The sequence below is a fragment of the Deinococcus aestuarii genome, from assembly GCF_018863415.1.
In the GTDB taxonomy this organism is placed as follows: domain Bacteria; phylum Deinococcota; class Deinococci; order Deinococcales; family Deinococcaceae; genus Deinococcus; species Deinococcus aestuarii.
This window is the reverse complement of the sequence record NZ_JAHKSN010000017.1, coordinates 72,501-86,169: the sequence shown is the minus strand read 5'-3', so window position 1 is coordinate 86,169 and position 13,669 is coordinate 72,501. Positions and strand designations below refer to the sequence as shown.

Annotated in this window: 15 protein-coding genes (1 of these 15 running past the window's edge); 4 read left to right on the top strand and 11 right to left on the bottom strand. The window is 71.7% G+C overall.

Translation table 11 applies throughout. From position 1 onward, the window contains the following. The 5 genes from IC605_RS17810 to IC605_RS17790 all read right to left on the bottom strand — a co-directional run bounded on the left by IC605_RS17810 (nucleotide 1) and on the right by IC605_RS17790 (nucleotide 5,268). On the bottom strand, nucleotides 1-858 hold the full coding sequence (locus tag IC605_RS17810; protein ID WP_216327267.1) for a hypothetical protein: 858 nt from the start codon (nucleotides 856-858) through the stop codon (nucleotides 1-3). A 9-nt stretch (nucleotides 859-867) separates the two neighbouring features. Continuing rightward, complete coding sequence (gene meaB, locus IC605_RS17805; protein WP_216327265.1) at nucleotides 868-1,803, bottom strand: methylmalonyl Co-A mutase-associated GTPase MeaB; 936 nt, start codon at nucleotides 1,801-1,803, stop codon at nucleotides 868-870. Nucleotides 1,804-2,510: 707 nt separating this feature from the next. Then, on the bottom strand, nucleotides 2,511-3,224 hold the full coding sequence (locus tag IC605_RS17800; protein WP_216327263.1) for a histidine phosphatase family protein: 714 nt from the start codon (nucleotides 3,222-3,224) through the stop codon (nucleotides 2,511-2,513). Next, nucleotides 3,221-4,309 carry a phosphoribosylformylglycinamidine cyclo-ligase gene (gene purM, locus IC605_RS17795; protein WP_216327261.1) on the bottom strand — a complete coding sequence of 363 codons (1,089 nt, stop codon included), beginning with the start codon at nucleotides 4,307-4,309 and terminating at the stop codon, nucleotides 3,221-3,223. Before purM ends, IC605_RS17800 begins: the two co-directional genes overlap by 4 nt. 113 nt (nucleotides 4,310-4,422) lie before the next feature. Further along, the gene (locus IC605_RS17790; protein WP_216327260.1) at nucleotides 4,423-5,268 is read right to left on the bottom strand and encodes a 1,4-dihydroxy-6-naphtoate synthase; all 846 of its coding nucleotides are present in this window, start codon (nucleotides 5,266-5,268) and stop codon (nucleotides 4,423-4,425) included. A gap of 69 nt (nucleotides 5,269-5,337) precedes the next feature. Between IC605_RS17790 and IC605_RS17785 the strand changes: the two genes are divergently transcribed. Continuing rightward, nucleotides 5,338-5,889: a DUF6174 domain-containing protein gene (locus IC605_RS17785; RefSeq protein WP_216327257.1), complete on the top strand. Its 552-nt coding sequence runs from the start codon at nucleotides 5,338-5,340 to the stop codon at nucleotides 5,887-5,889. On the opposite strand, the gene IC605_RS17780 is transcribed toward IC605_RS17785, so the two are convergent. The 3 genes from IC605_RS17780 to IC605_RS17770 all read right to left on the bottom strand — a co-directional run bounded on the left by IC605_RS17780 (nucleotide 5,876) and on the right by IC605_RS17770 (nucleotide 8,052). Next, on the bottom strand, nucleotides 5,876-6,514 hold the full coding sequence (locus IC605_RS17780) for a hypothetical protein (RefSeq protein WP_216327254.1): 639 nt from the start codon (nucleotides 6,512-6,514) through the stop codon (nucleotides 5,876-5,878). The two genes, IC605_RS17785 and IC605_RS17780, sit on opposite strands and share 14 nt — an antisense overlap. A gap of 108 nt (nucleotides 6,515-6,622) precedes the next feature. Then, nucleotides 6,623-7,534, bottom strand: coding sequence for a riboflavin biosynthesis protein RibF (gene ribF, locus IC605_RS17775; RefSeq protein WP_216327251.1), 912 nt, complete (start codon nucleotides 7,532-7,534; stop codon nucleotides 6,623-6,625). Beyond that, entirely contained in the window at nucleotides 7,531-8,052 is a 522-nt protein-coding gene (locus IC605_RS17770) for an NUDIX hydrolase (RefSeq protein WP_216327248.1), read from the bottom strand. Before IC605_RS17770 ends, ribF begins: the two co-directional genes overlap by 4 nt. Nucleotides 8,053-8,155: 103 nt before the next feature. On the opposite strand from IC605_RS17770, the gene IC605_RS17765 reads away from it, so the two are divergent. Both IC605_RS17765 and IC605_RS17760 read left to right on the top strand, forming a co-directional pair. Then, nucleotides 8,156-9,301 (top strand): deoxyguanosinetriphosphate triphosphohydrolase, encoded by a 1,146-nt coding sequence (locus IC605_RS17765; RefSeq protein WP_216327245.1) that lies wholly within the window; start codon nucleotides 8,156-8,158, stop codon nucleotides 9,299-9,301. A gap of 55 nt (nucleotides 9,302-9,356) precedes the next feature. Beyond that, entirely contained in the window at nucleotides 9,357-11,186 is a 1,830-nt protein-coding gene (locus IC605_RS17760) for a S9 family peptidase (RefSeq protein WP_216327242.1), read from the top strand. A gap of 4 nt (nucleotides 11,187-11,190) precedes the next feature. Here the strand turns inward: IC605_RS17760 and pxpA are convergent, their stop codons facing one another. The 3 genes from pxpA to IC605_RS17745 are packed head-to-tail and all read right to left on the bottom strand — an operon-like array spanning nucleotide 11,191 to nucleotide 13,530. Continuing rightward, nucleotides 11,191-11,946 (bottom strand): 5-oxoprolinase subunit PxpA, encoded by a 756-nt coding sequence (gene pxpA / locus IC605_RS17755; RefSeq protein ID WP_246580993.1) that lies wholly within the window; start codon nucleotides 11,944-11,946, stop codon nucleotides 11,191-11,193. Further along, nucleotides 11,943-12,899, bottom strand: coding sequence for a 5-oxoprolinase subunit C family protein (locus IC605_RS17750; RefSeq protein ID WP_216327239.1), 957 nt, complete (start codon nucleotides 12,897-12,899; stop codon nucleotides 11,943-11,945). Before IC605_RS17750 ends, pxpA begins: the two co-directional genes overlap by 4 nt. Further along, nucleotides 12,892-13,530, bottom strand: a complete 639-nt coding sequence (locus tag IC605_RS17745; protein WP_216327237.1) for a 5-oxoprolinase subunit B family protein — start codon at nucleotides 13,528-13,530, stop codon at nucleotides 12,892-12,894. The genes IC605_RS17750 and IC605_RS17745 overlap by 8 nt, the downstream gene beginning before the upstream one ends. Before the next feature lie 40 nt (nucleotides 13,531-13,570). Here IC605_RS17745 and IC605_RS17740 point away from each other — a divergent pair, with 40 nt between their 5' ends. Then, nucleotides 13,571-13,669, top strand: partial view of a nitrilase-related carbon-nitrogen hydrolase gene (locus tag IC605_RS17740; protein WP_216327235.1) — the 5' portion only. 1,173 nt of this gene lie beyond the right edge of the window; the window shows 99 of its 1,272 coding nt (coding positions 1-99); the start codon lies at nucleotides 13,571-13,573; the stop codon falls past the right edge of the window.

Here is a 13,669-nt window from a genome sequence, read left to right as displayed (position 1 = left end):
CTACGAGCTTAGGGTGTAGAAGCTGGCGGCGCTGCCCTGTCCGCCCGGTCCCAGCGCGACGTGAAGCAAGACGGCCTGCCATACCCCAGCGTCCGGGCTCAGGGTCAGGACATCGATGCCGCGGCCTGTGCGGGCGGTCAGATACCCGGCGCCGTCCTCCTTCTCCACGTGCCGTACCCGCCACCCCTGCCGCTCCAGTTGAGGGGAGAAATGGGCGAGGAGCCCAGGCGGTTCGTCCGCGCCCTCCGGGGGCACGAGGACCGCCCGCTCGCTGCGTTCGGTTTCGCCGCCGCCCCCGCCCTGCATCTGCACCCGCCACCCCAGGGGCACGACGAGGGTGGGAAGGGGGAGGTCGTGCATCCGGTGGAAGTTCGGTTGGGGGTCCTGGCCCAGCAGGTGCCGCACCTGTTCCGGCTCGGCGTCCTGCACGGTCAGCGCGACCTGGGTCACCGCCCCCTCGCCCCGCGTCTGGAGCGTGACCGTCCGCGCCTGCTCCGGATGGACGCACATCCAGCGGTCCGCCGACGCCTCCACGAACGCCTGACGCCACATCTGCGCCACCCGCCACCCCTTGCCCGCCAGACGGGCCGTGAGGGCGGCCATCACGTCGGGCTGCGGGCCGGGCACGTCGAGGAAGAGGCGCCACAGGGTCTGTTCGGCGGCCCTCCCCCCGGACGAGAAGGTCGGACGCGTGACCGAGCGCACGCCACCCAGCACCCTGAAGCCCGCGATGTCCGGCAGCGTCACGGGGAAGTCGAGCGGCAGCGAGCCCGGCGTGATCTCCAGATGGACCAGATCGCCGGACTCCCCCAGCGCCCGGCGCAGAAACTCGGCGTCCAGCGTGACTTGTTCGCCCATGCGGTCAGCCTACCCCCCCGACAGCAACTCGTCGGCGGCGACGTCCGCGTCGAGGTCGCCCCGGGCCACCCGCGCGTAGAGATTCCCGCTCAGCTCGCGCGCCCGCCTCAGCACCCGGTCCTGCACCAGCGTCCTCACCTCGAACTCGGCGCGGCGCTCACGGCGTTCTTCGAGGCCCGCCTCCCCCAGATGGGCGCGGTGGGCGAGGACCGCCGCCACGACCTCGGCTATGCCTTCTCCCCGTGAGGCGACGGTCTTGAGGACGGGCGCGAACCACGTCCCCGCGTCGTGCGCCCCGAGGCCCTGCGCGGCCCGCAGCTCGCGGACGGTGCGGTCGGCGCCGGGGAGGTCGGCCTTGTTCACGGCCAGCACGTCGGCGATCTCCATGATGCCCGCCTTGAAGGCCTGCACCCCGTCCCCCCCGGCGGGCGTGAGCACGAGCAGCGTGTGGTCGCACACGGCGGCCACGTCCACCTCCGACTGGCCCACTCCCACCGTCTCCAGGATCACCCAGTCGAAGCCCGCCCCCTCCAGCAGCGCGAGGACGGGCAGGGTGCGGGGCGAGAGGCCGCCCAGCGCCCCCCGGCTGGCGAGCGAGCGCACGAAGACGCCCTCGTCCGCGTGGTGCCGCAGCATCCGGATGCGGTCGCCCAGGATCGCCCCGCCCGAGTAGGGGCTGCTGGGGTCCACGGCGAGGACGGCCACCCGCTGCCCCTGGCCCCGCAGGTGCGCGATCAAGCCGTCGGTGAGGGTGCTCTTGCCGCTGCCGGGGCTGCCCGTCACGCCGAGGACGACCGCCCGCCCGGCCCGTTCGCGGGCGGCGCGCAGCAGGGGACGTGCGCCCTCCAGCCCGCTCTCGGCGAGGGTGATCGCGCGGGCGAGGGCGCGGGGGTCGCCGTCACGGAAGCGGTCGAGGAGGGTGGGGGGCGGACCGGGGGCGGTCAAGTGGTCCCACCTTCCGGCGGACGCGCGCACCTGTAGGTGACCTGTTTCATCCCTCCAACCTACCGTCTCCGGCGGCCTCCCTCACACCGTCACAAGCCCAGCTACGGGCAGTGTAGGCCCCTTCGCCGATGTGCGGCACGCTTTCCCCGGTTACCCTGCGAGTACGTTGCTCCTGATCACCGGAGCGAACGGCAAGACCACGGCCAAATATTTCAAAGGTCGCCGGACTCAACTACACATTTCACTGAGCCAGGCAATTTTTTAACTATTACGTCCCAGATAGCGGTCACCAAACGCGTCGAGAGATAGAACTACTCTACCATCAATACGCATGACCAGAAATACCTCTTCGATTTCGCCCGTAACATTGTAATTTAACTTCCTCCCAACCTCTTCGTTAGGGATGGAAACGCTTAATGCTACTGACCTTATATCATTTTCAGTGCCTTCAAATATTCTATATTCTCCAGTAGTGCTTGAAATTATATCCTGACTATGAAGTATATTTGCAACATACTTAAGGTCTTTGGGCAGATTTATTTTCTGAGTGTAACTTCTATCAGAAGTTCTCCGTATATACTCTCCGGAAAGGTTCTCGACTGATATCCGCGTTGAACATGAGGCCAACAACAGAGAGGCCAGAACTGTTATTAAAATCTTCCGTACCAGCACCTTCATAGACACCTTGATTTATCCCCGTCCGTTCTTCAAGGCGCCTGCCCCAGCACGTCGTCCGCCTCGGTGGCCTCCAGTAGGTTCTCCAGGTGGGCGTCGTCGTTGAAGCCGAGGAGGGTGCCGCTGCTCTCGCCGAGCAACACGCGGGTGATCGAGGTGTTCGTGACGCTCAGCCGGGCCCAGGCGTGGGCAGGCACGCCCCCGAGCGCGAGGCCGACGGCGACCCGCACCACCCCGCCGTGGGTGAAGACGAGGACCCGCCCCCCCGGGTGCCGCAGCCGCAGGGTCTCGAAGGTGGCGCCGCAGCGGGTGAAGAGGTCCTCCATGCTCTCCCCACCGGGACGGCGGGTGCGCCAGGGGTCGGCGCGCAGGGCGGAGAGATAGCCGGGGTGCCGCGCCTCGATGTCCGGCACGACGAGGCCGCTCAGCTCGCCCACGTCGATCTCGCGCAGGCCGGGCTCGGGCTGGACGGTCGGTGTCCCGGCCAGCCGCTCGGCGACCATCTCGGCAGTCTGGGAGGCGCGGGCGAGGTCACTGGTGTAGACGGCGGCGAACCTCTGCCCGGTCAGCCGCTCGGCGAGGCTGGCCGCCTGAAGCACCCCGATGTGGCTGAGGGGCACGTCCGTCTGCCCCTGGTAGCGCCCGTCGGCGTTCCAGGTGCTCTCGCCGTGCCGGACCACCCAGAACTCGGTGGCGGTCGCCCGGTCGGGCGGCACGAAGCCAAAAGGGGCGCGGCGCCTCGTCAAGGGCTGACCCCGCTCACGGCCTCGCCCGGGGTGTCGCCCGCGAAGGTGACCCCCTCGCCCTCGACCATCCCGCCGATCACCCAGGGCGTCTCCCCCGCCGCACGCAAGGCGGTCAGGGCCGAGGTCAGTTCAGCGGCGGGCACCATGAACAGGAACCCGACACCCATGTTCAGCGCCCGGAAGGCCTCCTCACGGGGGACGTTGGCCTCCCGCACGATCAGCTCGAAGAGGGGCGGCACGCTCCACGACGAGGTATGCACCTGCATCCCAACCCCTTCGGGGAAGACGCGCGGCGGGTTGTCCACCAGCCCGCCCCCGGTGATGTGGGCCATGCCGTGCACCGTCACGTCCTCCCCCCGCAGCGCCTCGAAGGCCCCCAGGTAGGCGCGGTGGGGCGCGGTGAGGAGGTCTTCGAGCCGCCCGCCGCCCAGGTCCACCCGGGGTTCACTCCAGTCCAGCCCGTCCAGCGCCATCCGGGCGAGGCTGTAGCCGTTGGTGTGGAGGCCGGTGCTCGGCAGGGCGATCACGGCGTCACCGGGTCGCAGGCGTGACCCGTCGATCAACGCGGCGCGGTCCACCACGCCGACGACCGTGCCCACGAGGTCGAGTTCGCCCTCCACGTACACGCCGGGCATCTCGGCGGTCTCGCCTCCCAGCAGGGCGACGCCCAGCGCCTCGCACGCCGCCGCCGCGCCCGTCACGATCTCGGCGGCGACCTCGGGGCGAAGTTTGCCCATCGCCACATAATCGAGGAAGAAGAGGGGCCGCGCCCCCTGCACGAGGATGTCGTTGACGCAGTGGTTCACGATGTCGGCGCCCAGGCCCGCGTAGCGTCCGGTGCGGGCGGCGACCTTCGTCTTCGTGCCCACCCCGTCGGTGGAGGCGACGAGGACGGGCTCGGCCATCCCCGTGAAGGTCGGGCGGAAGAGGCCGCCGAAGCCCCCCAGGCCGCCCAGCACGGCGGGACCGTGGGTGCGGGCCACCGCCTCCCGCATCAGGGTGACCGCCTGCCCGCCCGCGTCGATGCTCACGCCCGCCCGCTCGTAGGCGGACGGCGCCTCCCCGTCCCTGCTGCCTTGAGTCATGCTCCTCCCCCACCCCGCAAACATCGGGTTCGGCAGGCAGTTTAGCGAACCGGAGGGCGGGGCCGCGCGGTCGCTTAGGGCGGTGGGGAAAGGTTTTCTTTAAGAGGGCACCCTCACCCCTCCACGAAGAGGGGCAGCGCGGACGGCCTCACCGCCCCCACCTCCACCGCCCGGCGGTACAGCTCGCGCACGGCCCGCTCGCCCTCCTCGCCCACGTCCAGCGAGAAGTCGTTGACGTAGAGGTCGATGTGCGCCCGCATCACGTCGTCGCTCATCTCCAGGGCGTGACGGCGGATGTATTCCATCGGCTCCTCCGGGTGGGCGCGGGCGTACTCCAGGCTCCCCCGCACCGCCCGGTTCAGACCGCGCCGCGTATCGAGCGGCAGGTCGCGCCGCACCAGAATCGCGCCGAGGGGCAGGGGCAGCCCCGTCTCCCCCTCCCACCACGCGCCGAGGTCGAGGAGCTTGACGAGGCCGTGCTCCGGGTACGTGAAGCGCGACTCGTGGATGATCAGCCCGGCGTCCACCTCGCCGCGCGCCACGGCGGGCATCACCTCGTCGTAGCGCATCCGGGTGAGGCGGACCTCCGGGTAGGCGAGGCGCAGCAGGAGTTCGGCGGTGGTGAGGGCCCCGGGAGAGGCCACCAGCCGCCCGTTCAAGTCCCCGACCTCCTCCCGCGCGACGACGAGCGGCCCCACGCCCCTTCCCAGCGCCCCGCCCGCCCGCAGCGCGACGTAACGGTCCATCACCTCGAAATAGGCGCGGTAGCTGATCTTGGTGACCGGGAGACGGCCCGCGACCGCCCAGTCGTTGAGGGTCTGCACGTCCTCCAGCCGCTCGCGCACGGGGAGGGGCGAGGCGACCCGCCCGGCGTGCAGGGCGTAGAAGATAAAGGTGTCGTTGGGGCAAAACGAATAGCCCAGGTCGAGGGACCGGGTGGCGGGGGCGAGGTCGGTCATGAGGCCAGGGTACGCCCGCCGTTCACCCCGGTCAGCGGTGCGTCACACGCGCGTGGGTAGGCTGGGGCCATGTTCAAGGCCCTGCCGCCCGTCCTCCTCGCCCTCGGTCTCAGCGCGTGCGCGCCGTCCCAGTCGCAGAACAGCGCAGCTCGCACCACGGAGGAGACCACCGTGCCCGTCGGCGGTCCGGCCCAGGTGGGACCGTGCGCGCCCGGCTACGTCCGGCCCGACTTCGCGGTCTTGGAACGTGACCTGGCCGCCGCCCGGGCGAGGTGGACGGCGGCGGGCGTGCGCGACTACAGCCACGACTTCGCGCAGGTGTCGGCGCCCCTGCGCTTTCCCACGGTGCGCGTCTCGGTGCGTGGCGGGATGGCGCAGGCGGTCAGGCTCGCCCCCGGGGAGACGGGCGAGCCGGGCGCCCAGGCCCGCGCGACCGTGGAGGACCGCTTCGCCAACATCGCCCAGGCGCTCGAAGGCCAGCGGGAGCAGCCCTGCCCCGCCGTCGAGGTCGAGTACGACGGGCGCGACGGCCACCCAACGCGCTTCTCCAGCGCCACCCGCCAGGCGAACGTGGCCGACGGCGAGGGCGAGTGGAGGATCACGAACTTCACCCGGCCCTGACCCGGCCCGCCCCCGGTCGCCGCGCCCACAGGAGGGCCACGAATCCCAGGGCGAGGAGGAGCATCCCCGTCACGCCCAGCGGCGGGGAGATGTGGTGCCGCGTGAAGAGCCACGCCCCGAGGAGCAGCGCCGCCCCTCCGGGCACCACCCGCCTTCCCACGCCCGGCCACAGGGCGGCGAGGGCCAGCACGCAGGCCGCGATCAATCCGACATTCCCCACGTCACCCAGCGCGTTGCCCTGCCGGAACAGCGCGGCGAGGAGGGGGGAGTCGAGGTCCACCCCCAGGCCCACCAGCCGCCCGGCACCGACCCCCGCGAGCAGGTCCACCGCCGGGGAATAGGCGGCGTACACGAAGGCGCCCACCCGCGCGAGCCACGCCACGGGCCCGGGAAGACCCCACAGCAGCCACCAGACGTTCACCCCGATCAGCGGAAACAGCGGAATGAGCCACAGGTGCAGCCTCAGCCAGTGGCGGGCCGTGTCCAGGGTCAGGTCGGCGGGATGGGTGAGGCCCAGCCCAGCCATGATCAGGGGCGCGGCGCCGATACCCAGGAGGGACCAGGGGGAGGGGTGGGGCGAGGTGTCGGGGCGGGAGGGCGCGGTTGCCGCGGGGGGAGCTTCCATACACGTCCGTCCTTTGGGGGGAGATGGGCGGTCAGGTCATCCCTCGACCCACAGCTTCGGCGGGAGGCCACGAGTAAAACACGTTTCCCCCTTCCCCGCCCCCACCCCTCACCGCACGTCCCGCAACGCCTCCCGCGCCCCTTCGGCGTCCCGCGCGATCTGGGCTTTCAGCTCGTCGAGGCTGCCGAACCGCTGCTCGCCGCGCAGCCGGGTGAAGAACTTGACCTGCACCTCCTCCCCGTACAGGTCGCCCTCGTAGTCGAAGAGGTGGACCTCGAAGCGGCGCCCGGTGCCGTTCACGGTGGGGCGGAAGCCCACGTTCGCCATGCCGTGATACCGCCGCTGGTGCCCCGGGCCGAGTTCGGTGATCGCCACGACCGCGAAGACGCCCAGCGGGAGCGCCTTGCCCTCGGGAACGCGGATGTTGGCGGTGGGCCAGCCGATGGTGCGCCCGAGCCTGTCGCCCTGCACGACCACCCCCTGCGCGTCGTAGTGGCGCCCGAGGAGACGCTGGACCCCCTCCACGTCGCCCTCTTTCAGGAGTTCGCGGATGCGGGTGCTCTTGATGTCGTCGCCGCCGAGCTGGTGCATGGGCAGCGCCACGACCTCGCGCGTCACCCCGCGCAGGTCCGCCACCCCGCCCGCCCGCCCCCGCCCGAAGTGGAAGTCCTCGCCCACCACGATGGAGCGGGGCCGCAGGGTGCGCAGGTCGTCCAGAAAGGCTTCCTTGGGCCGGGCCGCGAACTCGGCGGTGAAGGGCACGGCGACCGTCTCGTCCACCCCGTAGCGGGCGAGGAGGTCGAGTTTCTCGGGGAGGGTGGACAGGAACTCGACCCCCTGGGTCAGCACGCGGGTGGGGGGGTCGAAGGTGTAGACGACGCTGGGGACCCGGTGTTCGCGCGCCCGCGCCTTGAGCTGGGCGATGAGCGCCTGGTGGCCCAGGTGCACCCCGTCGAAGGAGCCGACGGCCACCACCGTCTCCGTGTCGGGGCGTTGATTGGGCGAGACGTAGGTCTTCACCCGCCTTGCCGCCCAAGGAGCTGCACCGCGAAGAGAGCCGCCGTGACCGTGCTGGCACTCCCTTTGACCGTGCCGTCCCGCAGGCTGTCGAGCACCTCTTGGGGCCGCATCCACACCGGCTCCAGCTCCTCGTCCTCGTCGTGGGGAAGCTTGCTCTCGCGCAGGTTGCGGGCCCGGAGCACGTACAGCTCCTCGTCGCAGAAGCCGGGGCTGGAGTAGAAGCGGGTGAGCAGGGTCATGTCGCCGTCGAGCCCCACCTCCTCCTGAAGCTCGCGCCGGGCGGCCTCCTCGGGGCTCTCGCCGTCGTCGATCAGCCCGGCGGGGGCCTCCAGGGTGAAGGCGTCTACCGCCCGCCGCCGCTGCCGCACGAACAGCATCTCGCCCGCGTCGTTCAGCGCCAGGATCGCCACCGCGTCGGCGTGGCGCACGATCTCCCACTTGCCGTCCTGCACCTCCAGCCGCACGATGTGGCCGTCGTAGATGACCTGGGTGTCGTTGCCCGTGGCTGCGTCGCTCATGGGGGAACTGTAGAGGATGCGGCGGGCGGAAAGCGGAAGGTGGAAGGCTAAAGAATCTTTCGTCATCCGCCCTCGACCTCCCCCCATCTGCCACAATCCCCCCATGCTCACCCGCGCCGACCTGGAGGAGCGCGAGGCCCGGACGCTCGCGCCCTACGCCACCCTGAGCGCCCGGTCCCGCGGACGGGAGTACCCGGAGCCGGAAAGCGCGACCCGCACCGCCTTCCAGAAGGACCGCGACCGCATCCTGCACACGACGGCCTTTCGGCGGCTGGAGGCGAAGACGCAGGTGTTCCTCAACGCGCGGGGCGACCACTACCGCACCCGCCTGACGCACACGCTGGAGGTGCAGCAGGTCGCCCGCTCGGTGGCCCTGACGCTGGGGCTCAACGAGACGCTCGCCGAGACGGTGGCCCTCGCGCACGACCTCGGTCACCCCCCTTTCGGACACGCGGGGGAGCGGGTGTTGCACGCGCTGATGGCGGAGCACGGGGAGGAGTTCGACCACAACTCCCAGGCGCGGCGCATCGTGACCCGGCTGGAGGACCGTTACCCGGACTTCCCGGGGCTGAACCTGACGCTCGACACCCTCGACGGGTTGAACAAGCACGACCGCGCCGGACAGGGGCCGCCGAGCCTGGAGGCGCAGCTCGTGGACGCCGCCGACGCGCTGGCCTACACCGCGCACGACCTCGACGACGGGCTGCGCAGCGGGCTCATTACGCCGGGGCAACTCGCCGAACTGCCGCTGTGGCGGGACCTCCTGGCGCGGGTGCCCACGACTTCCCCGGACCTGACCGAGCGCGACCGCCGCACCCTCCACCGCGAACTGCTGGGCTGGTTGATCACGGACCTGACGGGGGCGAGCGAGGTTGCCATCAGCGCGAGCGGCGTCGGGAGCGCCGAGGACGCCCGCGCCCACACTGGCCCGGACGGCGGGCGGCTGATCACCTACAGCGACCCCATGCGCGCCCTGTTGCGCGAGACGGGCGTCTTCCTGCGCGAGCACCTGTACCGCCACTGGCGGGTGGAAATGCAGGTCGAGCAGGCGACCCGCGTGCTGACCACACTCTTCACCGCATTCCTGGCCCGGCCCTCCATGCTGCCGCCCCAGGCCCGCGCCCGGGCAGAGGAGGACGGCCTGCCCCGCGCCGTGTGCGACTTCATTGCCGGGATGACGGACCGGTACGCGACGGAGACGTACGCGGCGATCACGCCTCCCCCGGCGGCGCCGAACTGGTCGAGGTGAGGGGAAGCGGTCAGCTTTCAGCCGTCAGCGATCACCCGACCTCTTACACTGCCGTATGCCCGAACGCATCCCGCTGGAGGCCCTGACCGCCCTCCCCACCGTCGCGGCCCTGAGTGTCTCGCACGGCGGGGAGGAGGTGGCCTTTTACGCCGACTGGACCGGACGCTTCGAGCTGTACGTCCTGAACCTCCGCACCCGCGAGCGGCGCCAGGTGACGAACGGGGAGGCGCCCAAGGACATCCGGGCAGGCTTCGTGTGGTCGCACGACGACACACGCATCCTCTTCAGCCGGGACCACGACGGCGACGAGCGGCAGGCCCTCTTCGAGGTGACGGTGGCGCCCGGCGAGGTCCGGCCCCTCCACCACGCCCCGGGGAGCATGGACTACGCGGTGGACGCCCACCCGGACGGGCGGCGCCTCCTCGTGAACAGCACGCGGGGCGGGCAGATGAACGTGCACGTCTACGACCTGACCCGGGAGGGCGAGGACGCCTGGACGGCCCTGACCCGGCAGCCCAACACCACCCAGGCGGTCGCCTGGAGCCCCGACGGCACGCAGGTCACGCTCAACACCAACGAGAGCGCCGACCTGCGCAACCTGGACGGCTACGTGATGAACGCGGACGGGAGCGACTTGCGCCGGGTGCTGCGGGTGCGCGAGGGCAGCCGGGACGGGGTGGGCCGCTGGCACCCCGACGGGCGGCGCGTGGCTGTCACCAGCGACGCGGACGGGCATGGGCGGGTGGGCCTCCTCACCCTGGAGAGCGGGGAGGTGCGCTGGCTCACGCCCGCAGACGGACTCACCGAGGAGGCCGGTGAGTTCTCCCCCGATGGCCGCTGGCTGAGCGTGATCCGCAACGTGGAGAGCACCCTCACGCCCGTCCTGTACGACACGGAGACCGGACAGGCCCGCGAGTTAAGGCTGCCTCCCGGCCTCGCCTACGGGACGGAGTTCGCGCTGGGCGGCACGCGGCTGCTCTTCCAGCACACGACGACCACCACCCGCCCGGAGGTGCTGCTGTACGACCTGGAGACCGACACCCCCGAGGTGCTGCTGCCCGCCGAGTACGGCGAGGTGGACCCGGCGGACTTCGTGCCCGGCGAGTACGTGCGTTACCCCACCGAAGGCGGCCTGCACGTTCCCGCCATCCTCTACCGGCCCCGGTCGGCCACCCCCGACGAGCGGTTCCCGGCGCTGGTCTGCGTGCACGGCGGCCCCACCGCGCAGTTTTACCGTTCCTTCAGCGCGCAGCTCCAGTTTCTCGCCGACCGGGGGTACGTGGTGCTGTGCCCCAACGTGCGCGGCTCGACGGGGTACGGGGTGGGGTGGCGCGACGCCAACCTCCGGGACTGGGGCGGGCGCGACCTGGAGGACGTGGCTGCCGGAGCCGAGTACCTGAAGACCCTCGACTTCGTGGACCCGGAGCGCGTCGGCGTCTTCGGCGGGAGTTACGGCGGTTACCTCTCCTACCTCGCGGCGGTGAAAAAACCCGAGCTGTTCAAGGTCAGCGTGCCCATCGTGGGCATCACCGACCTGCACCGGCTGCACGAGGACAACAGCCGCGACATGCCGCAGCTCGGCTACTACTTCCGCACGCTGATGGGGGACCCGGTGGAGCAGGCCGAGCTGTGGCGCGACCGCAGCCCGATCACGCACGCGGCGAACCTCAAGGCCCACATGTTCATGATGCACGGCGTCAACGACCCCCGCTGCCCGGTCAACCAGGCCAGGGGCTTTCGGGACGCCCTGCTACGCTACGGGCGGGAGGAGGGCCGCGATTTCGAGTACGTGGAGTTCGGCGACGAGGGCCACGGGGCGGGCGACATCGCCGGGAGGACCCGCAGCTACCGCCTGCTGGCCGACTACCTCGCCCGGCGGCTGTGAGGGGTTAGGTCCCCGGCGCCGCCACCCGCACCCCCGTCCCCTCCAGCGCCGCCCGCAGGTCCCGCGCGAGTTCCGCCGCCTCCGCCCCGTCCCCGTGCAGGCAGAGGGTCCGGGCCGGGACGCGCACCGTCTCCCCCGTCACCGCCGTGACGACGCCCTCGCGTGCGAGGCGGACGCCCTGGGCGACGGCCTGATCGTGGGGGAGCAGGGCGCCCGATTGCCCGCGCGGCCACAGGGAACCGTCGGGGGCGTAGCCCCGGTCGGCGAAACCCTCCCCCACTGCGTCCAGCCCCAAGGCCGCCGCCTGATCCAGCATCAACGACCGCTCGCCCGCCAGCCCGAAGTACAGGGGGAGGCCGGAGTCTTTTGCAGCGACGGCGACCGCGCGGGCCAGTTCCGCGTCCTTCACCGCCATGTTGTAGAGCATCCCGTGGGGCTTGACGTGGGCGAGGCGGACCCCCTCGCGGGAGGCCACCGCCTTCAGCGCCTCGATCTGCTCGCGGACGAAGGCGGTCACCTCCTCCGGGGGGAAGTGCATTTCTCTTCGACCGAAGCCCTCGCGGTCGGGGAAGCCGGGATGGGCCCCTGCCGAGACCCCGTGCCTCGCGGCGAGGCGCAGGCTGCCTCGCATAGTCCCCTCGTCGCCCGCGTGGCCCCCGCAGGCGATGTTCGCGCTGGATACGAAAGGCATGACAAGGGCCTCGTGCGGGCTGCCCTCTCCCAGGTCGGCGTTGAGGTCGATGGTCGGCATGGAGGTCATGCCCCCTTGTACCACCACGCGAGCGCCCCCTCCACTCCACGCAACGCCCGTTCCCGCCGCCCCAGCGCCGCGTTCGCCTCCTCCAGCGTCACGGCCCGCAGCCTCACCCGGTCGCCGGGCCGCAGTTGGCCGAGGGAGGGCAGATCCGCCCGCGCCACGACGAGGGGAGTGGGGTAGCCGCCGTGCGTGCCCGCGTCACTCAGGAGCAGGGTGGGGCGACCGTCCGGGGGAAGCTGCGCGGCACCGGGCGGGTTGGGGAGGCTGACGCGGGTGGGATCGTGGGGGGCCGGAACCGCCTCGCCCAGCCGCACGCCCATGCGGTCGGCCTGCCCACTCACGGTGAAGGTGGGGCCGCACATCGCGGCGAGGAGGTCGGGCGTGGCTTCCGGAGTAGGGAGGACGCGCAGGGTGAGGTCCGGCCCGGTGGGCGTCCGGAGGTCGGGGGCGACGAAGGCGCGGGGCGGCGTGACGAGCGGCAGAGGGAACCAGGAGAGGCGGTCCCCCGCTCTGAGCGCCCGCCCCTCCAGCCCGCCGAATCCCGAACGCAGGTCAGTGGAGCGGCTGCCGAAGACCTCCTGCCCGCCCAGGCCTCCCCGCACGGCGAGAAAGGCCCGCGCCCCCCACGCCGTGCCGAGAACGGAGAGAGTCTGCCCGGCATCAATGGGGACGGCCCGCCAGAGAGGGAAGGTCCCGCCGTCCAACCTCGCCTCGAATGGGGCCCCGCACAGCGAGACGAGGGCGTCCGCGTGAAAGCGCAGGGCAGGTCCGCTCAGCGTCACCTCCAGCCCCGCCGTGCCCGCCGGATTCCCGACGAGGGCGTTCGCCAGCCGCCGCGCCACCGGGTCGGCGGCTCCCCCCTCCGGCACCCCGAGCGCCCGCGTCCGCCGCCCCGCGTCCTGCACGGTGGTGAGGAGGCCGGAGCGCTCCACGGTCAGGGCGGGGGACTCAACCATTCGTCACGTCCACGAACGTTACCCGGTCGCCCGCGCGCCACGCGACCGGCTCGGCCCGGTTCACGTCGAAGAGCACGGCGTCCGTGCGCCCCACGATCCGCCACCCGCCCGGCGTCTCGCGCGGGTACACACCCGCCCAGGGACCGCCCAGCGCGACGCTGCCCGCCGGAACGCGCTCGCGGGGCGTGTCCAGCCGGGGCATCTTCAGCCCCTCCGGTAAGCCTGTCAGGAACGCGAAGCCGGGAGTGAAGCCCAGGAAGGCGACCTCCAGCGGGGCGGCGCACACGGCGCGGACGAAGCCGGGCAGGTCCAGCCCCGCCCGCCCGGCACACCAGGCGAGGTCGGGACCGTCGAAGGTGACGGGGAGGGCGAGGGTTTTTCCCGTTCCACCGGCCCGCCTTGTCAACCCGGCCAGCCGTCCGGTGAGCTGCGCGGTCAGGTCCTCCGGGGTGGTCACCAGCGGGTCATACAGCACCGTCAGCACGCCGAGGGCGGGCACCGCCTCCCACACGCCGGGGAGGGGCCGGGCCGTGAGGTCGGCGAGGAGTTCACGCGCGAGGGGCGAGCGCACGACGAGCGCGGCGTCCCCGAGGGGGGTGATCTCGGGCGGAAGCGTCGTCTCCTCCGACATGCGCCCATCATCCCACGCGGCTCCCGCTAGGCTGGACGGCATGACCTCCCCCGAGCAGCGGCCCCCTGGGCAGCGATCCTTCCGGGCCGTCGCCGTCCAGCCGCAGTGGAGCGCCGCCGACTTCGCCAGCGCCGAAGCC